We start from the raw sequence: 19,405 nt of genomic DNA, 5'->3' as shown, positions 1-19,405 counted from the left end.
CTTTTTTTCTACACTAAAAAAGGCTCCATAATCTCTACAGTGGATTTACCCACTACAGAAATTATAGAGCCTTTTATTCACGAAGGTACTAAAAAAGATTGGGAATCCCAATCTTTTGGTGTTTATTATCTAGAACGTTGTTTTCCAGAATTACGATTTTTCTTCTTATTGTTTGTTTTTCCTTCAATGACTGCTGAAGCAGTTGGAGTAATATCCTTTGTTTTACGAGGAGTTGCTGTCACTGTGATATTTTTGAATTCCTCTTCCACTTGTTTACGAATACGAGGTTTCAAAATGAAGTTTGTAATAGCTTGTTGAAGAATACCGAAGAGACCACCGATAACCCAGTAGAGAGTCACTCCAGCAGGAGACCCAAATGAGAACATCATGATCATAATTGGATTCATCAGAGCCATGGTTTTCATTTGTTTTTTCTGTTCTTCATCCATGCCGACTTGCATTAAGAGCGATTGGGCATAGTATAAAATACCAGCAACGACTGTTAAAATCAGGCTAGTTGAACCTAAATTAATACCAAGGAAAGTAGCTTCAGAAATTCCTGGTGTGTGGCGAGCCGCAAAGTAGATTGCAGAGAAGAATGGCATTTGAATCAGCATCGGCAAACAACCGATTCCGCCGAGCATGCTCACACCGTATTGTTTTTGAGTTGCAAAATACTCTTGTTGCGCAGCAAGTTGCTCTTCTTTAGAGCTTGCATTTTTCATGCGCTCCTGGATTGGGCCTAAAATCGGTTTGAGATAATTCATCTTCTCAGATTGGATAGCAGCTTTCCAAGATTGGTAAATTCCCAATGGGAGGATGATGAATCGAACCAATAAGGTAACGATGATAATAGCAAGACCAAATCCTAGAGCTTGATCCTCTGCAAAAAAGCGAATCAAGTTGGACATTGGTTGCCCCAACCAATCCCAAATGAAACCTGTAGGATTTCCGCTTTTATCAGTTTGTACACATCCGGATAAGAAAAGAAGAGTTGATAAGGCCATGCCTGACAACATGAGTAGACGTTTATTTTTCAATTTTTTTTTGTTCCTTTGTTTTTTTTCAGTATACTCTCTATTTTACTTTTTTTGATGGAAATATACAAGTTTTATCTATAGCTAACCTGAAAATCCTTATAGTCCTCAAAATTGGCCAGGGTAACATCTAGATAGGTCACTTTGGCCATACGAGAGGGCCCTTTTCGTATTTCATGAATAAAATGGCTGAGCTTCTCAGCATTTTCTGATTGGGCGAGGATGGTTACAGTACCATCTTCGTTGTTCCAGACCCTACCAGTTATATCACCAATTTCCATAGCAAGGTTTTGGACAGACCATCGAAAACCAACTCCTTGGACAATACCAGATGCAATCATTTTTACCTTACGCATAAGTTTCTCCTTTTGACAAGACCTTTACTTTATTATATCATGGTTGGGTAATCCTGTTCACCAACTTGATGATGATTTCTTAACGGAATAAGATATAATTGGTATCAAGTGTACCTGGTATTTTATTAATAAAGTTGTTGAACAGTAAAAGAAAAGGGACAAACATGGACATCATTCGCTCAAAGACTAACAATTTGGTCAAACAAGTTAAAAAATTACAACAGAAAAAATATCGGACATCTTCTTATCTGATTGAAGGCTGGCATTTGCTGGAGGAAGCGATGGAGGCTGGAGCCAGTATTGAGCATATTTTTGTGGTGGAAGAGTATTTTGAAAAGGTTGCAGGTTTAGCCAATGTGACAGTTGTCAGTCCTGAAATTATGCAAGATTTAGCTGATTCTAAGACACCTCAGGGGGTAGTAGCTCAACTTGCCTTGCCGAGCCAACTTTTACCTGAGACTTTGGATGGAAAATTTTTGGTTCTGGAAGATGTGCAGGACCCTGGAAATGTTGGGACAATGATTCGTACAGCTGATGCAGCTGGTTTTGATGGAGTATTTCTATCGGATAAGTCGGCTGATATTTATAATATGAAAGTGCTTCGTTCCATGCAGGGGAGTCACTTCCATTTGCCAGTTTATCGGATGCCAATTTCCTCCATTCTTACAGCTCTTAAAAGCAATCAGATACAAATCTTGGCAACGACCCTCTCTAGTCAGTCGGTTGACTATAAGGAAATTACGTCAAATCCGAGTTTTGCCTTGGTCATGGGAAACGAAGGTCAGGGAATTTCTGATTTAGTGGCTGATGAGGCGGATCAACTTGTTCACATCACCATGCCAGGCCAGGCTGAAAGTCTCAATGTGGCGATTGCAGCAGGAATTTTACTATTTAGCTTTATTTAAGTTAGTTTTATTTAAGCCAATTGTACTATAGTGTGGTATAATAATCCAACGAGGTTCAAAGAATGGTTGCATATAAACAAGATAAAGAATACATGGACTATGTGGGGCATTTAATTGCTACACCTAAAGTTCAAAAATTGGGGAAGATTCCTCATCATTATTACTCCACACGGTTGGAACATTCCATTAACGTATCTTATACGAGCTATAAAATTGCGAAAAAGTTCGGTTGGGATGCAAAATCGACCGCTCGTGGTGGGCTATTACACGATCTATTCTTCTATGACTGGAGAGATACTAAGTTTAATAAAAGTCATGCTTGGGTTCATCCACGGATTGCTAAGCGCAATGCTCAGAAACTCATTCAACTTAATAAATTAGAAGAAGATATTATTGTGAAGCATATGTTTGGTGCAACGATTTCTCCTCCTCGCTATAAAGAGTCTTGGATTGTGACTTGTGTTGATAAGTATTGGGCAGTAAGAGAATGGAGTCTGCCAATGCAACACAAGTGGAAAAAAAGCAAGGTCTTTCGTTTTCAATAAGATGATTTAAAGGAGAATATCATGAATAACGATTCATTTATTATTAATCAGGTGGATAACACCGCCCTCAACCGTTTCTTTGGCAAGATTTACGGAGTGGTTGCTATGGGAATTGGTCTATCAGCATTTGTATCATTCCTAGCTGTTACAGTCTTTCAACCATTATTACTTAGCTTGATTAGTGCAGGTTCACTCATTATGATGTTAATCATGATTGGACAACTTGCTTTGGTCGTTTGGGCTTCAACGATGGCAGCTAAAAATAGTCCAATGGCTTTACCAATGTTTCTTGCTTACTCAGTGACCAATGGTATCACCATTAGCATGATTTTGATGTTCTATACTAGCGAAACAGTTGTGCTTGCCTTTGTGTCAGCGGCTCTCATGTTTGCTATCATGGCTGTAATTGGGATGACAACGAAGAAAAACCTTTCTGGTATGGCTCAGGCATTGCGTGCAGCTCTATGGGGAATTATTATTGCAAGTTTTATTAATATCTTCCTTCGTAGCTCAGGTCTAAGCTTTATGATGTCCATCATTTCTGTTTTGGTATTCTCAGGTTTGATTGCTTATGACAACCAACGTATCCGCAATGTTTTCGAACAAACTGGTGGTAATGTTGGCCAAGGTTGGGTCGTATCCATGGCGCTTCAGCTCTATCTTGACTTCATCAACCTTTTCCTCAACTTGCTTCGTATCTTTGGTGGTTTGAATAGAGACTAATTATGACAAATAAAAAAGAGGCCTAGCCTCTTTTTTTTGTATGCCTTATGCTAGAGCTCCCATTGGATCCCATGGGGCAAGGACTTGTGGTTGAGCTTGATAAGCTGCTAATTCTTCTGGTGTGAGGAATTCTTTTCGGACAACAATCTGATAAGTATACTCGTCCATCCAGCTATCTGATGCGACGAAGTATCCCTTGTCACCAACCTTGTCTCCCCAAGAGTTTTCCACTTTCCATTTGAGAGGTTGCTCATTGTCATCTAAATCAACACCAGTTAAGACCATGGCGTGGGTCATCAAACTTTCGGAGTAGTCTAATCTTCCAGCCTTGTCTTGATGGAATTGGATACCCAGACCTGAAGTGAAGTCGTAGGTGTTGGTTGCCATAATACCAGTTTGACGGTTGCTACTTTGACCGACATCGGAACCAAACCAAACGGACTCACCAGCTTTGAGTTGGGCAATAGCCAATTCTTTGAAACGGTTCATTTCTACATTGAGATATCGGACAGCAGGGGCGCCAATGACGTTCCCCAATAATTCGACTGTATAAGATTTATTGTAAGGTTTGTCAGTTGTAGGAGCATTGATAATGGAGACATAGTCAGATAGTTGTAAACCAACGTATTTCTCGTAGAATGCCTGAGGTGTGACATTTGTATCACGGTGATAGACATTGTCTTTATCTCTATATGCAAAATCAAAACTGCGGGGAGGGAGTCCAAGGTTAACGGCTAGGAAGTTAAAAATTTCTTGAAGCAAGTTTTCTTTTTGTGTTTGAACCTCTTCCGGAGATGCTCCTTTGGCAAGGAGGTTACGCAAGATTTGTGCATCTTGACGGAGCAATTTGTTAAGGTACTGATTGAGCTCATGGCTGGCACTGGATGAGACAGATTCTGGATAGACGGATTTCGGTACCACACCATATTTTTCAAATAAGGCAACAACCATATCCCATTGACCGCCATCTTGTTGAGGGGTGTCCAATAAGAATTTTACCTTACGGCTACCAATTTCTAGGTCAGCTGTAGCAATGATTTGTTCGAGGAACCAGTTGGATTTTTCGTATTTATCCCAAAAGAAGGTGTGGGCCTGTGATAACTCGAAATTCTCCAGTTTGAAGTCAGAGATGAGCTTGTGGCGGAAAGTATTCAATGCAGCAAACATCCAGCAACGTCCAGAAGCCTTTTGGTTTGAAACGGCGTCCGTGGTCAAATCGATTGAAAAGACATAGTCATTGTCGATGGCGCTTTGGCGTGTTTCCAAGGATTTCAAAAGTCCGTTGTGACTAACGGCATTTTCGGTTGCTTGTAAACTTGGGTTAGCTAGATAATCGGCATACAAGCGTTCTGCAAAATCAAAATCTAATGTTGACATATATTGCTCCTTTTTTAATGATATTCACATTATAGCGCTCGTAATTTAATTTGCAAGTATTTGGTGGAGTTGAAAGCTACAGTTCCTCACATATTTGTGATATAATAGGAAAAATATTTGATGAGGTAGCGACATGACAAAGACACCATTTGTTAGTAAAGAAGTTTTAGAGATAATCACAGAGCAATTTCCAACTCCATTTCATTTATATGATGAAAAAGGCATTCGTGAGAAGGCACGTGCTCTCAATGCGGCATTTGCTTGGAATAAGGGCTTTAAGGAATACTTTGCGGTCAAGGCGACACCGACACCCGCTATTTTGAAAATTTTACAAGAAGAAGGCTGTGGAGTGGACTGTGCAACGGATGTAGAAGTGCTGATGAGTGAAAAATTGGGCTTTAAAGACATCATGTTTACATCCAATGATACCCAAGCGCAAGAATTTGTCTATGCTCGAAAAGTTGGGGCGACCATTAACCTTGATGCCTATGAACACATTGAGTTTTTGAAAAATGTTGCTGGTATCCCAGAAACGGTCTGCCTCCGTTACAATCCTGGAGGAGTCTTCTCGCTGGGAACAGATATTATGGACCACCCAGAAGAGTCTAAATTTGGGATGACCAAGGAACAGTTGATGAAAGGCTATAAGGAGCTAAAAGAACTGGGTGTCAAGGAGTTTGGGATCCATGCCTTTCTGGCTTCAAATACTGTTACCAATGACTACTATCCTGTCTTAGCTCGTCAACTCTTTGAATTGGCCTTGGAAATTCGTAAGGAAACAGGTGTGACCTTGGACTTCGTCAACCTATCAGGTGGGATTGGGGTCAACTATCGTCCTGAGCAAGAACCAAACGACATTGCTGTCATTGGTGAGGGTGTTCGTAAGGTTTACGAGGAAATTCTCACGCCAGCTGGTATGGGACATGTTAAAATCTTTACAGAATTGGGTCGCTTTATGTTGGCGCCACACGGTCACTTGATTACCAAGGTGCTCCATCGTAAGGAAACCTATCGGACTTATATTGGTGTCGATGCATCAGCTGCCAACCTCATGCGTCCTGCTTTCTATGGCGCCTACCACCATATCACCAATATCACGCGCCCTGATGCCCCAATCGAAGTGGTGGATGTGGCAGGTTCCCTCTGTGAAAACAACGACAAGTTTGCAGTCAATCGCGAATTACCACGTGCAGAAGTAGGAGACACTTTGGTCATTCATGACAGTGGGGCCCACGGCTTCTCCATGGGCTACAACTACAACGGTCGTTTGCGTTCCTCTGAAATTCTTTTGCAGGAAGATGGCACAGCGCGCATGATTCGTCGTGCTGAAAGACCTGAGGATTATTTCGCAACCATTTACGGTTTTGATTTTGACAGGTAAGTCTTGGAAAAGACTAGGGAATTTGGTATAATAGGAATATTGAAAGATTGTTAAAAACAATCCATAATTATACTTTTTAGAAGAGTCAGGAGATTGACAGATGAACTTAGGTTTAGCTATTTTACTTATTGTATTGGCATTTGCAGGTGGTGTGGCCTTGGGTATTTACTTGTCACGTAGACAGGTAGAAAACTACATTGCTGATAAACCAATTTTGGATGAGAATGCTTTACGTTTGATGATGAGCCAAATGGGTCAAAAACCGAGTGAAGCAAAAGTTCAACAAGTGCTTCGCCAAATCAAGAGCCAACAAAAAGTAGCAAGCAAGAAAAAATAATCAAACTGGGACTGGGATATTCATTCCCAGATCCCATTTTTTGAGTAGGAAAAGAAAGGCTAGTCAGATTATCTGGCTATTCTCAGTATTATGGATAATCGACCAATTGGTTTTTTAGATTCAGGTGTGGGAGGATTAACGGTTGCGCGTGAATTGATGCGCCAGCTTCCCCACGAAGAAATCGTTTATATCGGGGACTCGGCACGGGCACCTTATGGACCCCGTCCAGCGGAACAAATCAGAGAATATACTTGGCAGTTGGTCAATTTTCTATTGACAAAGAATGTGAAAATGATTGTTTTTGCATGTAACACGGCGACTGCAGTAGCTTGGGAAGAAGTCAAAGAAAAATTAGATATTCCTGTTTTGGGGGTTATTTTACCAGGGACGTCGGCGGCCATTAAGGCAACAAAAGCTGGAAAAATAGGCGTCTTGGGGACTGTTATGACCATTCAGTCTGATATTTATCGAGAAAAAATTCAAACGCTATCTCCAGAGACACAGGTAGAAAGTCTGGCATGTCCAAAGTTTGTCCCTCTGGTTGAGTCTAATAGTCATCAGTCTAGCCTAGCAAAGAAAGTTGTTTATGAGACCTTGCGTCCGCTCTTAGGAAAGGTGGATACATTGGTTTTGGGCTGTACTCATTTTCCATTGTTGCGTCCGATTATTCAGAATGCGATTGGGAAAGATGTTAAACTGATTGATAGTGGGGCAGAATGTGCGCGGGATATTTCAGTTTTGTTAAATTATTTTGAAATCAACCATAGCCGCACAGAAAAGGATATTCAGCACCGTTTTTACACAACTGCTAGCCCAGCGGCCTTTAAGGAAATTGCTGAAAGCTGGATGGGCATTGATATTTATGTGGAGCACGTATCATTATGACAGAAAAAATTTATGAATACAGAGATGAGCATAATTGGTTTATTGGTAAGTGGGAGGGTTTTAACTCGATTGCTGGTATTGGAAATGTGAGTGATGAAGAACATTTTTACCTCAATAGGCTTTTGACTCGCCTAAACCCTCCAACTGATAATGATGTTCTTTCGGGCTATGGTGTGACAATTGTAAGGAAACAATCTGATTTCCAGCTTTTTCGCTTTATAGTGGAAATCATCAAGACAGAAACAGGTCGTGACTTGCAGGTTCTCCAACACCAAGGGGCTATTCTGGTAACAGAGAATGACAAACTTCTCTTGGTTCATCTGCCCCAAGCAGGGGTTAGCATGGCAGATTTCTTCGGTCAAGACAAGGGATTGGCAAGCGTGGGAGATACCATCTTGATCGCTACAAAAAATGAAGGCAAGACCAAGGAATTTCGCAAGTTTTTTGAGCGATTTGGCTATCAGGTCGAGAACCTCAACAACTATCCAGATCTTCCAGATGTAGCAGAAACAGGTATGACTTTTGAGGAAAATGCACGCTTGAAGGCTGAAACCATAGCAGAGCTGACAGGCAAGATGGTCTTGGCAGATGATTCAGGTCTGAAAGTTGATGCTTTAGGTGGCTTGCCAGGAGTTTGGTCTGCCCGTTTTTCAGGACCAGAAGCAACGGATGAACGCAATAATTCTAAATTGTTGCACGAGTTGGCGATGGTATTTGAAATAAAAGATCGTTCTGCACAATTCCATTGTACCCTAGTTATGGCTGCTCCAAATCGTGAGAGTTTGGTTGTTGAAGCTGACTGGGATGGATATATCGGAATGGAGCGACGCGGTGAAAATGGGTTTGGCTATGATCCACTCTTTCTTGTCGGTGAGACAGGTAAGACTGCGGCAGAATTGAGCTTAGAAGAAAAAAATCAAATTTCTCATCGTGCGCAAGCATTAGAAAAATTAGTGGAGGCATTTCCTGTATGGCAGGAGCAAGCAAAACAATCTTAGTCATGAGTGATTCTCATGGGGATAGACAGATCGTTGAAGAAATTAAAAACCGTTATTTTGGTAAGGTCGATGCAATCTTTCATAACGGAGATTCTGAACTAGATAGTCAAGATAGTATTTGGGATGGAGTTTACGTTGTCAACGGGAATTGTGACTACTTTGGTGGTTACCCAGACCAATTGGTTACCAATTTGGACGATGTGACCATTGCACAGACTCATGGTCATCTTTATGGCATTAATTACGGCTGGCAACGGTTGGATTATTGGGCACAGGAAGTTGATGCGGATATTTGTTTGTATGGGCATCTGCATGTACCTGATGCTGAAGTTCGAGGCAAGACGCTCTTTCTCAATCCTGGCTCCGTTAGCCAACCACGTGGTCTGGTTAAAGAATGTCTCTATGCCCTTGTAACCATCTCTGATGATTATTTTCATATTGATTATTATAACCGACAGCACCAACTCTACCCAGCATTGACAAAGGATATTTCAAGATGATTGCACGTGAATTTGAAGCCTTCTTGTTAGAACAGGAAGAAACCTTCCTTACTCCTGCTGAAAAATTGGCAGTTTTGGTGGAGAGTCACAATATTGACCATGCAAAACTGTTGCTTAGCCACACAACCTACTCGCGTGTACCTGTAGTGACAGAAGATGGAAACTATTTTGGAACAATTGGTTTAACTGAAATTATCAAATACCAGTCAGATAATGAACTGACCGATGATGAATTAAATGTAGATATCTCCCTCATTGCAAAAACGGATGAAGAAAATGTTGGCCTAGATTATGACTTAACGGAAGTAATGCGAAAATTGGTAGATCAATCTTTCTTACCCGTCCTTGGAGAAAACGGGAAATTCGTAGGTATCATTACTCGAAAATCTATTTTAAAAGCAATCAATGCACTTCTACATAATTTTCCACTCGCTTCAAAAGAAGGAAAAAAATGAAACAAGCGATTGAATCCTTTATCAAAAGCAAAAATATCAGCCTAAATAGTCAAAAATCCTATACCTATGATTTACAGCAATTTTTGACAGTGACTAAGGGAGAGATTTCCCAGCAGTCCCTACTGATCTATCAACAGTTTCTCTTGGACCTGAAACCTGCTGCTCAGAAAAGAAAAGTATCAACTATCAATCAATTTCTCTATTTCCTTTATGAAAGTGGGCACATGGATCGTTTCTATAAACTGCAGGCAATGGCAAGCTCTGGTCGTGTCAAAAAGCGGATGGAACGTGAAGATTTATCGTTGCTTTTTCGGGAATCACCATTTCTTGATGGGCAGCTCATTACACTTTTGATTGCATTGCTAGGACTTACGCCTAGTGAAATAGCAGAGCTAAAGAGTGAGCAGATTAACCTAAACTTTCAAGTTATGACAGTTGAGAAGGGAGCTACCAAACGGGTTCTTAGTTTGCCAAAGGAACTTCTTTCCTATTTAGAAAACCATCTAACTGGAAAATATGTATTCGATAAGAAAGGGTATCCATACTCTCGTCAATGGTTCTTTAATCGGATGAGTGAATATCTATTATCTATAGGAAAATCCGATTGGACTGCCCAAAAATTGCGAGAACAATTTATTCTAAAACAGATAGATGAAGGAAAATCTTTGGACCAAATCGCCAAGGAGTTAGGACTGAAAACAAGCGTGAGTTTGGATAAATTTAGATAATGGATATTAAATTAAAAGATTTTGAAGGACCCTTAGATCTCTTACTCCACTTGGTATCCAAGTATCAGGTAGATATTTACGAGGTTCCAATTACGGAAGTTATTGAGCAATATTTAGCCTACATTGCGACCTTACAGGCCATGCGATTAGAAGTAGCGGGAGAATATATGCTAATGGCTAGCCAATTGATGGTGATAAAAAGCCGTCGTTTATTGCCAAAGGTCGTTGAACAGATAGATCCTGAAGATGATCCGGAAATGGATCTCTTGGATCAATTAGAAGAATACCGGAAATTTAAGCTTCTCAGTGAAAAAATGGGGGAGCAACATAATGAACGGGCACATTATTTTTCAAAACCAAAGCTAGATTTAGTCTGTGAGGATGTCCAACTAGCGCAAGATAAAACGGTGATTGATATTTTCCTAGCATTTTCAAAAGTAATGGCAGAAAAACAAGCCAGTTTGCGCCAGTCTCATGCAACAATTGCACGGGATGAATACAAAATTGAAGATATGATGGACTTTGTACGTAATCGTTTCCAGAGTCATCCACGCATCGAACTTAGTCAGCTGTTTCTGGAAAGTCAGGATATTAACGAAGTGATTACGATGTTTCTCGCAACCCTGGAATTGGTCAAGATTCATGAAATTGTATTGGAACAGGCTGAAATATTTGGGGATATTTATTTAGTAAGGAGAGAAAATGAATCGCTTAGCTGAAATCGAAGTCCTGCTCTTTGTGGCTGGAGAAGAAGGGTTGACCTTACGCAATCTTGCAGAGATGTTGGAATTACAACCAACAGCGGTTAATCAGCAATTAGAGAAACTCAGTGAAAAATACCAAGCGGATCCCGATTCAGGCTTAGCTCTCTTGGAATCATCTAACCGATTTAAATTGGTTACCAAAAAAGAATATGCTGAGCTTCTAAGAATCTATGCCAAAACACCGATCAATCAGACTATGTCGCGAGCACTTTTAGAAACATTGTCTATTGTTGCCTATAAGCAGCCGATTACACGGATAGAAGTTGATGATATTCGAGGGGTTAATTCGAGCGGTGCGATTAGTAAATTACAAGCCTTTGATTTGATTCGTGAGAACGGTAAGAAGGAAGTGCTTGGAAGACCCAATCTTTATGTAACAACGGATTATTTCCTTGATTACATGGGAATAAACAGCTTAGAAGAATTGCCAGATGTATCTGATTTGGAAATTGTCCAAGAGGAGACTGAGTTGTTCTTAGAAAGAAATGAGTTAGAAAATGAGAATTAATAAATACATTGCCCATGCTGGTGTAGCCAGTCGTCGAAAGGCGGAAGAACTGATTAAGCAAGGGCTAGTTACTGTCAATGGTCAGGTGGTTCGAGAGCTAGGGACCCTTATCAAGTCAGGTGATAAGGTTGAAGTGGAAGGACAGCCAATTTATAATGAAGAAAAGGTTTATTACTTACTAAATAAACCACGTGGTGTTATTTCTAGTGTATCTGATGACAAGGGCCGTAAGACTGTCATAGACTTACTGCCTATGGTCAAGGAACGCATCTATCCTGTTGGTCGGCTAGACTGGGATACGTCTGGGGTCTTGATATTGACCAACGATGGGGACTTTACCGATGAAATGATTCACCCACGAAATGAGATTGATAAGGTATATTTGGCGCGTGTGAAAGGCATCGCCAATAAGGAAGTCTTACGTCCCTTGACTCGTGGTGTGGTCATCGACGGTAAGAAAACCAAGCCAGCTGTCTATGAAATCATTAAGGTGGATCCTGTCAAAAACCGTTCTGTAGTTGAGTTGACAATTCATGAAGGACGCAATCATCAAGTGAAGAAGATGTTTGAAGCTGTGGGCTTGCAGGTGGATAAACTATCTCGAACCCGTTTTGGCAATCTGGATTTGACTGGCTTACGTCCTGGGGAATATCGCAAGCTGAATAAGAAAGATATTAGTAAGCTCCACACACTGGCTGTTACTAAGACTGTTAAAAAATAATGGTCAGGCTCTTCATCGGCTTGGTTCGGCTTTATCAAACATTCATTTCTCCCCTTTTTCCCCCATCTTGTCGCTATCAGCCGACCTGTTCAAATTACATGATTGAAGCTTTGAATAAACATGGACTCAAGGGCTTATTAATGGGACTAGCTCGAATTGGTCGCTGTCATCCCTTTGTAGAAGGCGGCGATGATCCAGTTCCAGATACGTTTAGTTTACGAAGAAACAAGCATATGTAGGTTATTTGCTTGTTTTTTTCAGGCTTCACGGTCTTTTGTAAAAGACGAATGTTTTTTCAGAAAATATTGCATAATTATTCTTTTTCATGTTGTACTATTCAAAATAAAAAAGTGAGGTAGAGATATGAAAAGGATGAAAAAACTGACTTTGGCTGGAATTAGCTTTTTGTCAATCGAAAGAAAAAACAAATGAAGTGGCTTTGGCTTTTGATTCAGATTGTTTTTCATTGGTATGAGGTCTACCACAGAATAAAACGCATAAAATCGATTTCTTTTACAAGAGTATTGATCTTATGCGTTTTTCTGTTTTTTATACTGGTTGTTCTGTTGAAATACTATTTTTAAGGGGTTTTCAAGATTGTAGAGGTAATCTGTCTGAGTACCTAGGATTCTGAGAATGTTTACTCGCTGTCCTCCTTTATGATTAGGATATCAAGTGTCACTTACTAGTTATCATTCTCACAGAATTTCATAGTTCATCACTGCATACACACCCGAGCAGGGGATGTATAGATTTGCAACTTTCACATTTTCTCCCAAATTTTCTGCGAAAAATTGAAAAAAATTGGGCAAAACGCTTGATTTTCACAGCTAATTGAGCTACAATAATATCACGATTTCATTTATTTACCTCAAACCTGTTGTGAGTTAAGTGAATGAATCATCATTCACCATGCTGTTTGCTGAGCTTGACTCCGGGCAGTGTGGCTATTTTTTTGTCTTCTTTCAATATTGAAAAGAATAGACTGAATTGTTTTTTATTGAAGTCAACCAATCGTTGTCAAGTTAGAGAGGCTATCATGAATATAGAAGAATTAGATTATATTGAAGAAACTGCAAAAAATCATGTGGTTTTGTTTGAACCACAGATTCCACAAAATACAGGAAATATTGCTCGGACTTGTGCTGCGACAAACAGTCCATTACATATCATAAAACCGATGGGTTTTCCAATTGATGATCGTAAAATGAAGCGAGCAGGGTTGGATTATTGGGATAAATTAGATGTTCGCTTTTATGATAATCTGGAAGAATTTATGCGGTATGCCAGTCAACAGGGAGTAGTGCACCTGGTGTCAAAATTTGCAGATAAAACATACTCAGCTGAACAGTATGATGATGGAAAAATCCATTATTTTCTTTTTGGTAGAGAAGACAAGGGGTTACCTGAGGAGTTTATGCGAAAACATCCAGATAAAGCAATTCGCATACCGATGAATGATGAACATGTGCGGAGTCTGAACGTTTCGAATACGGTATGTATGATTGTTTATGAAGCACTGCGTCAACAAAAATTTGTTGGTCTTGAGTTGCTCCATACCTATGAACAAGATAAATTGAAATCATAAAGAAATCATAATATTAAATAATACATCTTAATGTCTTGCATTTGCAAGGCTTTTTTGGTATGATGATAGAGTCTTCAGGGCAGGGTGTGATTCCCGACCGGCAGTGAAAAACGTGGCTATTTTGTTTTAAGACTAGACAGCGAATCGAAGGCCATACTGAATGTATGTCAAGATGAGCTAACACAGTATTAGAACAAAATAGACCGTTGGTAGTCTGCGAGCGAAAGCTGATGTGGTGCAATTCCACAACCGACAGTATAGTCTGGATGGGAGAAGACGAAGTGCACGGTTTTTAGCCTGCTCTTTTGGACTTCTTCAATTTTCAATAATTGGAGGAACCTTTATGACAAACACACGCAAAATGACGATTATCGCCATTCTTTCAGCAGTATCTTTTCTGCTCATGTACTTGAAATTTCCCCTTATTCCAACGGCGAATTTCTTAGAGGTGGATTTTTCACTAGTACCAATCTTATTTGGTCTGTTAATTTTAGATACCAAGGCTAGTTTTGCTATCCTTTTGGTTCGAACCTTGCTCAAACTGATTTTAAACAATCAGGGGCCATCAACCATTATTGGTTTACCGATGAATATCGCTGCCATGTCAATCTTTATTTTAGCGGTGGCATATTTCTGGAAAAAGGATCAGACTATTAAAAATTACATCAAAACAGCAATCGTTGCAACCATTGGTTCGACCTTAGTCATGTTGTTATTGAACTATGTTTATGCAGTGCCAGTCTATGCTGCATTTGCAAACTTTGATATTAAAGAAATTTTAGGCTTGTGGAATTACCTATTGATGATGGTATTACCATTTAATCTGTTACAAGGGATTGTCCTATCAGCAGTATTTTATATTTGCCAAAAAGCTGCTCAGCCAATTTTAAAGAAAGTTTAACCTTTTTAAGGTAAACTATATGTATGAAGAATAAACAAATCCATTTACGAAACGCATCCTTTTTTGCCCTAGCATTTGTTATCTTAGGCTATACGGTAAAATTTTTCCAGACATCTTTAGCGGGGTTTGATTCAACCATTCAAACAGCCATTCGTGGCAATCTATCGAGTGGAGCAACCCAGTTTTGGACGTCTATTACCATTTTAGGAAATACAGTAATTATTTTAGCCATTACCTTGCTTGTGGCGGCATTCTTTTATTTCTATAAGAAGTGGAAGATTGAAGCGTATTTTTTACTTGCTAGCTTTGCAGCGATGGGGGTAGCATCAACAGCCCTGAAATATGTCTACCAACGTCCTCGCCCGAGCATCCAATGGTTAATTGATACAATTGGCTATTCGTTTCCAAGTTGGCACACAGCGTCAACCATGATGATTGCAGGAGCAATTGTCATCGTGCTACAACAACGTATGAAAAAGGGATTGGCGCGAACTGCTGTGCAAGCCCTTCTTGTTTTCATTTCAATATTGGTTGCCATATCTCGTATCTATATTGGGGTACACTACCCAACCGATATTATCGGAGGTTGGTTACTGGCTATCACACTTTTACAAGCCATGTACCCATTTTATGATCAGAAACGGTTTGAATGGCGATTCCAAAGCAAGCAGAAATAACAAAATAAGAGCCACGTCGTGGCTCTTATTTTGTTATTTTTTGAGAGTATAAGATTATTAAATCCATCTAATACTAATTCTATTTTCCTGGATACTTATTTAATTTTTAATTGGTCCATTTGCACTGGCTTCTACAGCATCCTTAATGGTTGTTGCAAAGATTGTTGCTCCATCTGTTTCGAGATTGAAATGTACAAGGTCTGTATTAATCCATATGCTTGGGTTGTCTTTCGCAGCTTGATACCAGTCAGCAATCGAAATATAATCATATTGGTTTGCCAATTCTTTTTCGTATTGGCCTGTCTGATAAGCAAGTGAATTGCTTGGAGTATAATTACCATCATAGGGTGTGACAAAGATCAGTCTGTGCCCTTTAGGAAATTCTTTGACAAGCTGATCTAATAATTCTTGATAATTATCACTTGTATTGGTCCCTAAGGCAACTACAACAGTTTGTTTCAGGATATTATTTTTCTTGTATAAGCTGATTAGACCGGAAATCTCGGTTAGATGCCGGCTAACAGTTCCATCGATTTGTGCGTCAGGTAAAGCTGTTTGAACAGCTGAGCTAGCACGGACAGTAACAGAGTCACCGAAAATGGTTACCCCCTCTTGAATCTCATAACTGGTTGCTTGAGCATTTTCTACACCAGCTCGAGTGGTGGCCAATTGCGTTTGAGCTTGGTAAAGTGAGCTGATCATATTTTCTTTATCAAAATTTCCTAGTTTAGGCGCAAAGAAGCAGATCGCGATATTCAGAACAGTTAGTAATGAAAAACCGATGGTAATATGTTTCTTATAAGGCTTTAAGTCGACCGCTAGACCAAATAATTTTCCTACTTTACCTACAATATATGGTTCCAAAACATAGAAGGAAATGGTTGATAGGATAGTAGAAAAAATGAGAGATAGAATAACAGCCACGATACTTGGGAGTAATTGAGAAAAGATGATGAGAAATGGCCAATGGAAGAGATACATTCCATAAGAAATGTTGGCAATGAACAAGATGGTCTTTGGCTCAGTAATATGAGGTGTTTTCTCATGAAGGATTCGAGCCGAGAAGATCATTGCAGCTGTTGCCAAACCGGACAAGAGGAAACCAAAAAGGTAAGTCCAAATAGAGCTGAATTGAAGGAAAAATAGAAGGAGTAATTCAATGCCGAAACCACCTGCAAAAATGAGTAATAGATTTCGGATAGAGAATTGCTCAACTAGTTTGTGGAAGGAGTGCGTTGTTTGTTTTACACCAACTATTGTAGCTAATATGCTTCCGATAAAGAATGGAAATATATGTGTAAAGGTTGAGTAGTAGATTGCTGAATAGTTGCTGATAAAGAAAGCCGAAATGAACATTCCCAAGAAACTGAAGAGAAATAGAATGCTTGAACTTAGGAAAATGGTTCCTCTCAATTGTCCAATTGTTCGAGCAGTCCTTGCCATGAACCAAATGAATCCTGCCCAGATGATATAGAATTGCATCTCAATAGCGAGCGTCCAAGTGTGTACGAACAAATGAGGAGAAAACTGATTTTCATAGCTTCCACCAGAGAGGATTTCAAAAAAGTTTGTTACAAAACCTAAAGCAGCAATGATTTGACTACCGATATTAGCGATGAAGTCATTCCGAATGGTCAGAGCAAGTGGTACGACGAGCAAGATAGTCAGTACTAAAGGCGGTAAAATGCGATAGATTCTACGACGGAAAAAGGCAATGATGTCAATTTTTTTGTGTGCTGCAAATTCATCAATAAGCATTGCAGTTGTCAGATAACCAGACAGGGTAAAGAATAGGTCTACCCCAACAAAGCCACCTGGAAATTGTTTAATAAAATAGTGATAAAGTAAGACAAATAAAAGTCCAATGACCCTAATAACCGATAACCATTTAATTCGCATGTTGATAAATCCCCTGTTTAAATGTTCCTTCGTATGTTGCTTGTCCTTCGGTGGTTAGTTTTCCTTTTCCATCCGCATAGCCATTTTTGAATTGACCAGTGTAGGTCCAGCCTTGAGCTGACTTATAGGTTCCTTTTCCATTGAAAATTCCATTGGAGAATTCCCCTTCATATGTATCTCCATTTTCAAAGGTAAGTTTTCCTTGACCATTCATTTTAGAGGCGACAACATACCCTTCATACTTGATTTTTCCATTATCTAGGGTTAGGACTTCCTTGCTATTCATTCGTCCAATAAAGGTAAACACTGCACACAAGGCGAGCAGTACAACAGTCGCGATTTCAAGATTCTTGCGTGTTATATGTGGTTTCATTGATGATAATTGTAACTCTTTCATAGAAATTCTCTTTCAATATATTTGATTCCGAACTTTAATCATACCGGAATAAGATGCCGATAGAATCAAACATAGTTTACCATTTTTTTACAAATATTACAAAAATATTACACAGCGGAAATTATTATAGGTTTTTGTTTTGCAATATATCTAGCCATCTGGAACAGCCACTTTTTACTATCTCGTAGGTTTCGTCAAAATCGCCAGTATACCATGGGTCGGGGACTGATTCCTCTGTGAACTGAAAAATTTTATTTTGGGCAGAAGAGGGAGCCATTCTTTTCAAATCTTGGACATTCTGACTATCCATTCCAATGATAAGGTCAAATGTCTCAAAGTCTTTCTGACTGATTTGTTGCGATGTTTTTGTGCTATCATAGCTGATATTGTGTTTTCTGAAAATATTTTGCGTTCCCGGATGAATGGGATTTCCGTGTTCCCAGCTAGATGTTGCTCGACTTTCAATATATACTTGATTTGTTAAATCTTTCATAACGAACTCTGCCATTGGACTGCGACAAATATTTCCAAGGCAGACAAAAACAATTTTTTGCATACTATTTCCTTTCGCTACAGAAGAAAAAGGAGTTGGATAGAATATTCATACTAATTGTCTGAATTCCCCACAACCCCTTATTTTCACCTTGAGTAATTAACTATAGGAAGTCAACCTATATGAATTATATGTTATTTGTCTTCCTTGTCAAATGCATTTTTAATGCCCTGCACTGCACCTTCGATACTGTCTTTTGCATCTTCAACCAGTTCTTTAGCTTTTCCGATTCCCTTTTCGACAATTCCTTCGACTTCGATTTCCTTGTCACCTGTTAATTTACCAAAACCTTCTTTTACTGAGCCTGATAATTGTTCCAATTTTGCACTTAATTTATCTTCTGACATAAGATTTCCTCCATGAATGTTTAATGGGGCGATGATTTTCTAAAAAAGAAAATCACATACTATTCTTACTTATTAGTCTAACGTATATAAGTTAATATAGCAAGAAATTTGTCTGTTGATAAGCCAGCATTTGCTGAGGGGTAATTCTTGCAATTTTTCCTTTTTTTATTTATAATTATTATAAATAAAAGAAAGGATGATATATGATGAAACAAAAATATTATCAATCTCCAGCAGAAATTGCGTCTTTCAGCCCGCGTCCATCACTGGCTGATTCTAGGGCTGTTTTGAATCAAGCGGTGGCCGATTTATCAGTAGCCCATTCAATCCTCCGTCAAGTTCATTGGTATATGCGTGGTCGTGGCTTTATGACTTGGCATCCAAAGATGGATGAATATATGGAAGAAATCGATGGTTATTTGGATGAGATGAGTGAGCGACTCATCACCTTGGGTGGGGCACCATTTTCTACTCTTAAAGAGTTTAGTGAAAATAGTCAGCTCAAGGAAGTTCCTGGTGATTACAATCTAACGATTGAAGAACAATTGGCGCGTGTGATAGAGGTGTTCCGCTATCTGGCTGCTCTTTTCCAAAAGGGATTTGATGTTAGTGATGAAGAAGGTGACAGCGTAACCAACGACATTTTCAATGTGGCTAAGGCTAGTATTGAAAAACATATTTGGATGCTACAGGCAGAACTTGGTCAAGCACCTAAGTTGTAAATAGATGAAGGGTCCACAGTAGGGCTCTTTTTTGCTGTATTATTTAATACTCTTCGAAAATCAAAATTATCCGTTGTCAACTTGCCTTGATGAATTCCAGC

At 39.4% G+C, this 19,405-nt stretch carries 25 protein-coding genes and 1 riboswitch; of the genes, 18 read left to right on the top strand and 7 right to left on the bottom strand.

All coding sequences use genetic code 11. From position 1 onward, the window contains the following. Positions 1 to 125: 125 nt before the first annotated feature. Both yidC and ACPC57_RS03245 read right to left on the bottom strand, forming a co-directional pair. Positions 126 to 1,040, bottom strand: a complete 915-nt coding sequence (yidC, locus tag ACPC57_RS03250; RefSeq protein ID WP_434066291.1) for a membrane protein insertase YidC — start codon at positions 1,038 to 1,040, stop codon at positions 126 to 128. A 71-nt stretch (positions 1,041 to 1,111) separates the two neighbouring features. After that, complete coding sequence (locus ACPC57_RS03245) at positions 1,112 to 1,393, bottom strand: acylphosphatase (protein ID WP_434065957.1); 282 nt, start codon at positions 1,391 to 1,393, stop codon at positions 1,112 to 1,114. Positions 1,394 to 1,557: 164 nt separating this feature from the next. Here ACPC57_RS03245 and ACPC57_RS03240 point away from each other — a divergent pair, with 164 nt between their 5' ends. The 3 genes from ACPC57_RS03240 (at position 1,558) to ACPC57_RS03230 (ending at position 3,566) form a co-directional block, all read left to right on the top strand. After that, entirely contained in the window at positions 1,558 to 2,298 is a 741-nt protein-coding gene (locus tag ACPC57_RS03240; RefSeq protein WP_434066290.1) for a TrmH family RNA methyltransferase, read from the top strand. Between the two features lie 62 nt (positions 2,299 to 2,360). Then, the gene (locus tag ACPC57_RS03235; RefSeq protein WP_171988918.1) at positions 2,361 to 2,843 is read left to right on the top strand and encodes an HD domain-containing protein; all 483 of its coding nucleotides are present in this window, start codon (positions 2,361 to 2,363) and stop codon (positions 2,841 to 2,843) included. 21 nt (positions 2,844 to 2,864) lie between these two features. Continuing rightward, positions 2,865 to 3,566, top strand: coding sequence for a Bax inhibitor-1/YccA family protein (locus ACPC57_RS03230; protein WP_434065958.1), 702 nt, complete (start codon positions 2,865 to 2,867; stop codon positions 3,564 to 3,566). Positions 3,567 to 3,611: 45 nt separating this feature from the next. On the opposite strand, the gene pepC is transcribed toward ACPC57_RS03230, so the two are convergent. Continuing rightward, on the bottom strand, positions 3,612 to 4,943 hold the full coding sequence (gene pepC / locus ACPC57_RS03225; protein ID WP_434066289.1) for an aminopeptidase C: 1,332 nt from the start codon (positions 4,941 to 4,943) through the stop codon (positions 3,612 to 3,614). Positions 4,944 to 5,076: 133 nt separating this feature from the next. Between pepC and ACPC57_RS03220 the strand changes: the two genes are divergently transcribed. The 14 genes from ACPC57_RS03220 (at position 5,077) to ACPC57_RS03155 (ending at position 15,386) form a co-directional block, all read left to right on the top strand. Continuing rightward, on the top strand, positions 5,077 to 6,324 hold the full coding sequence (locus ACPC57_RS03220) for a diaminopimelate decarboxylase (RefSeq protein WP_434065959.1): 1,248 nt from the start codon (positions 5,077 to 5,079) through the stop codon (positions 6,322 to 6,324). Between the two features lie 100 nt (positions 6,325 to 6,424). Next, entirely contained in the window at positions 6,425 to 6,661 is a 237-nt protein-coding gene (locus tag ACPC57_RS03215; RefSeq protein ID WP_012027622.1) for a YneF family protein, read from the top strand. Positions 6,662 to 6,751: 90 nt separating this feature from the next. Then, complete coding sequence (gene racE, locus ACPC57_RS03210; protein WP_172036315.1) at positions 6,752 to 7,546, top strand: glutamate racemase; 795 nt, start codon at positions 6,752 to 6,754, stop codon at positions 7,544 to 7,546. After that, positions 7,543 to 8,544: a nucleoside-triphosphate diphosphatase gene (locus ACPC57_RS03205; protein ID WP_277836813.1), complete on the top strand. Its 1,002-nt coding sequence runs from the start codon at positions 7,543 to 7,545 to the stop codon at positions 8,542 to 8,544. Before racE ends, ACPC57_RS03205 begins: the two co-directional genes overlap by 4 nt. Then, on the top strand, positions 8,517 to 9,044 hold the full coding sequence (locus ACPC57_RS03200; RefSeq protein ID WP_217374746.1) for a metallophosphoesterase: 528 nt from the start codon (positions 8,517 to 8,519) through the stop codon (positions 9,042 to 9,044). The genes ACPC57_RS03205 and ACPC57_RS03200 overlap by 28 nt, the downstream gene beginning before the upstream one ends. Then, on the top strand, positions 9,041 to 9,499 hold the full coding sequence (cbpB, locus tag ACPC57_RS03195; RefSeq protein WP_217374747.1) for a cyclic-di-AMP-binding protein CbpB: 459 nt from the start codon (positions 9,041 to 9,043) through the stop codon (positions 9,497 to 9,499). Before ACPC57_RS03200 ends, cbpB begins: the two co-directional genes overlap by 4 nt. Continuing rightward, the gene (gene xerD, locus ACPC57_RS03190) at positions 9,496 to 10,227 is read left to right on the top strand and encodes a site-specific tyrosine recombinase XerD (RefSeq protein ID WP_434066288.1); all 732 of its coding nucleotides are present in this window, start codon (positions 9,496 to 9,498) and stop codon (positions 10,225 to 10,227) included. Before cbpB ends, xerD begins: the two co-directional genes overlap by 4 nt. Then, on the top strand, positions 10,227 to 10,946 hold the full coding sequence (locus tag ACPC57_RS03185; protein WP_434066287.1) for a segregation/condensation protein A: 720 nt from the start codon (positions 10,227 to 10,229) through the stop codon (positions 10,944 to 10,946). Before xerD ends, ACPC57_RS03185 begins: the two co-directional genes overlap by 1 nt. Then, a complete protein-coding gene (gene scpB / locus ACPC57_RS03180) occupies positions 10,930 to 11,499 on the top strand; it encodes an SMC-Scp complex subunit ScpB (protein ID WP_171988909.1) in 570 nt (189 codons plus the stop codon). The genes ACPC57_RS03185 and scpB overlap by 17 nt, the downstream gene beginning before the upstream one ends. Continuing rightward, complete coding sequence (locus ACPC57_RS03175) at positions 11,489 to 12,220, top strand: pseudouridine synthase (protein ID WP_024391162.1); 732 nt, start codon at positions 11,489 to 11,491, stop codon at positions 12,218 to 12,220. Before scpB ends, ACPC57_RS03175 begins: the two co-directional genes overlap by 11 nt. Continuing rightward, on the top strand, positions 12,220 to 12,459 hold the full coding sequence (yidD, locus tag ACPC57_RS03170; RefSeq protein ID WP_217374751.1) for a membrane protein insertion efficiency factor YidD: 240 nt from the start codon (positions 12,220 to 12,222) through the stop codon (positions 12,457 to 12,459). The genes ACPC57_RS03175 and yidD overlap by 1 nt, the downstream gene beginning before the upstream one ends. Before the next feature lie 800 nt (positions 12,460 to 13,259). Continuing rightward, entirely contained in the window at positions 13,260 to 13,808 is a 549-nt protein-coding gene (locus ACPC57_RS03165; RefSeq protein ID WP_130554740.1) for a tRNA (cytidine(34)-2'-O)-methyltransferase, read from the top strand. A gap of 66 nt (positions 13,809 to 13,874) precedes the next feature. After that, positions 13,875 to 14,090, top strand: a riboswitch (FMN riboswitch). 61 nt (positions 14,091 to 14,151) lie between these two features. Beyond that, a complete protein-coding gene (locus tag ACPC57_RS03160) occupies positions 14,152 to 14,709 on the top strand; it encodes an ECF transporter S component (RefSeq protein ID WP_130554739.1) in 558 nt (185 codons plus the stop codon). A 23-nt stretch (positions 14,710 to 14,732) separates the two neighbouring features. Beyond that, positions 14,733 to 15,386: a phosphatase PAP2 family protein gene (locus tag ACPC57_RS03155; protein ID WP_434065962.1), complete on the top strand. Its 654-nt coding sequence runs from the start codon at positions 14,733 to 14,735 to the stop codon at positions 15,384 to 15,386. 99 nt (positions 15,387 to 15,485) lie between these two features. On the opposite strand, the gene ACPC57_RS03150 is transcribed toward ACPC57_RS03155, so the two are convergent. The 4 genes from ACPC57_RS03150 to ACPC57_RS03135 form a co-directional block, all read right to left on the bottom strand. Then, positions 15,486 to 17,285, bottom strand: coding sequence for an acyltransferase family protein (locus tag ACPC57_RS03150; protein ID WP_434066286.1), 1,800 nt, complete (start codon positions 17,283 to 17,285; stop codon positions 15,486 to 15,488). Then, entirely contained in the window at positions 17,275 to 17,682 is a 408-nt protein-coding gene (locus ACPC57_RS03145) for a hypothetical protein (RefSeq protein ID WP_130554736.1), read from the bottom strand. Before ACPC57_RS03145 ends, ACPC57_RS03150 begins: the two co-directional genes overlap by 11 nt. 124 nt (positions 17,683 to 17,806) lie before the next feature. Then, positions 17,807 to 18,238 carry a low molecular weight protein-tyrosine-phosphatase gene (locus tag ACPC57_RS03140; protein WP_217374754.1) on the bottom strand — a complete coding sequence of 144 codons (432 nt, stop codon included), beginning with the start codon at positions 18,236 to 18,238 and terminating at the stop codon, positions 17,807 to 17,809. Positions 18,239 to 18,369: 131 nt separating this feature from the next. After that, positions 18,370 to 18,582, bottom strand: a complete 213-nt coding sequence (locus tag ACPC57_RS03135; RefSeq protein WP_434066285.1) for a CsbD family protein — start codon at positions 18,580 to 18,582, stop codon at positions 18,370 to 18,372. A 203-nt stretch (positions 18,583 to 18,785) separates the two neighbouring features. Between ACPC57_RS03135 and ACPC57_RS03130 the strand changes: the two genes are divergently transcribed. Beyond that, positions 18,786 to 19,304 carry a Dps family protein gene (locus tag ACPC57_RS03130; protein WP_434066284.1) on the top strand — a complete coding sequence of 173 codons (519 nt, stop codon included), beginning with the start codon at positions 18,786 to 18,788 and terminating at the stop codon, positions 19,302 to 19,304. Positions 19,305 to 19,405: the final 101 nt, after the last annotated feature.

Origin of the sequence: Streptococcus sp. VTCC 12886 (assembly GCF_049893425.1) — a bacterium.
Lineage (GTDB): Bacteria > Bacillota > Bacilli > Lactobacillales > Streptococcaceae > Streptococcus > Streptococcus suis_AA.
This window is presented reverse-complemented; position numbering and strand designations above follow the sequence as displayed.

What these genes read in the sequence shown, in the direction of transcription:
- ACPC57_RS03240 (WP_434066290.1), top strand. Translation starts at nt 1,558, where the DNA reads ATGGACATCATTCGCTCAAAGACTAACAATTTGGTCAAACAAGTTAAA.
- ACPC57_RS03220 (WP_434065959.1), top strand. Translation starts at nt 5,077, where the DNA reads ATGACAAAGACACCATTTGTTAGTAAAGAAGTTTTAGAGATAATCACA.
- ACPC57_RS03215 (WP_012027622.1), top strand. Translation starts at nt 6,425, where the DNA reads ATGAACTTAGGTTTAGCTATTTTACTTATTGTATTGGCATTTGCAGGT.
- ACPC57_RS03245 (WP_434065957.1), bottom strand. Translation starts at nt 1,393, where the DNA reads ATGCGTAAGGTAAAAATGATTGCATCTGGTATTGTCCAAGGAGTTGGT.
- yidD (WP_217374751.1), top strand. Translation starts at nt 12,220, where the DNA reads ATGGTCAGGCTCTTCATCGGCTTGGTTCGGCTTTATCAAACATTCATT.
- ACPC57_RS03130 (WP_434066284.1), top strand. Translation starts at nt 18,786, where the DNA reads ATGATGAAACAAAAATATTATCAATCTCCAGCAGAAATTGCGTCTTTC.
- cbpB (WP_217374747.1), top strand. Translation starts at nt 9,041, where the DNA reads ATGATTGCACGTGAATTTGAAGCCTTCTTGTTAGAACAGGAAGAAACC.
- racE (WP_172036315.1), top strand. Translation starts at nt 6,752, where the DNA reads ATGGATAATCGACCAATTGGTTTTTTAGATTCAGGTGTGGGAGGATTA.
- ACPC57_RS03200 (WP_217374746.1), top strand. Translation starts at nt 8,517, where the DNA reads ATGGCAGGAGCAAGCAAAACAATCTTAGTCATGAGTGATTCTCATGGG.
- pepC (WP_434066289.1), bottom strand. Translation starts at nt 4,943, where the DNA reads ATGTCAACATTAGATTTTGATTTTGCAGAACGCTTGTATGCCGATTAT.
- ACPC57_RS03165 (WP_130554740.1), top strand. Translation starts at nt 13,260, where the DNA reads ATGAATATAGAAGAATTAGATTATATTGAAGAAACTGCAAAAAATCAT.
- ACPC57_RS03175 (WP_024391162.1), top strand. Translation starts at nt 11,489, where the DNA reads ATGAGAATTAATAAATACATTGCCCATGCTGGTGTAGCCAGTCGTCGA.
- ACPC57_RS03145 (WP_130554736.1), bottom strand. Translation starts at nt 17,682, where the DNA reads ATGAAAGAGTTACAATTATCATCAATGAAACCACATATAACACGCAAG.
- ACPC57_RS03235 (WP_171988918.1), top strand. Translation starts at nt 2,361, where the DNA reads ATGGTTGCATATAAACAAGATAAAGAATACATGGACTATGTGGGGCAT.
- ACPC57_RS03140 (WP_217374754.1), bottom strand. Translation starts at nt 18,238, where the DNA reads ATGCAAAAAATTGTTTTTGTCTGCCTTGGAAATATTTGTCGCAGTCCA.
- xerD (WP_434066288.1), top strand. Translation starts at nt 9,496, where the DNA reads ATGAAACAAGCGATTGAATCCTTTATCAAAAGCAAAAATATCAGCCTA.
- ACPC57_RS03160 (WP_130554739.1), top strand. Translation starts at nt 14,152, where the DNA reads ATGACAAACACACGCAAAATGACGATTATCGCCATTCTTTCAGCAGTA.
- ACPC57_RS03205 (WP_277836813.1), top strand. Translation starts at nt 7,543, where the DNA reads ATGACAGAAAAAATTTATGAATACAGAGATGAGCATAATTGGTTTATT.
- ACPC57_RS03150 (WP_434066286.1), bottom strand. Translation starts at nt 17,285, where the DNA reads ATGCGAATTAAATGGTTATCGGTTATTAGGGTCATTGGACTTTTATTT.
- ACPC57_RS03230 (WP_434065958.1), top strand. Translation starts at nt 2,865, where the DNA reads ATGAATAACGATTCATTTATTATTAATCAGGTGGATAACACCGCCCTC.
- ACPC57_RS03155 (WP_434065962.1), top strand. Translation starts at nt 14,733, where the DNA reads ATGAAGAATAAACAAATCCATTTACGAAACGCATCCTTTTTTGCCCTA.
- ACPC57_RS03185 (WP_434066287.1), top strand. Translation starts at nt 10,227, where the DNA reads ATGGATATTAAATTAAAAGATTTTGAAGGACCCTTAGATCTCTTACTC.
- scpB (WP_171988909.1), top strand. Translation starts at nt 10,930, where the DNA reads ATGAATCGCTTAGCTGAAATCGAAGTCCTGCTCTTTGTGGCTGGAGAA.
- ACPC57_RS03135 (WP_434066285.1), bottom strand. Translation starts at nt 18,582, where the DNA reads ATGTCAGAAGATAAATTAAGTGCAAAATTGGAACAATTATCAGGCTCA.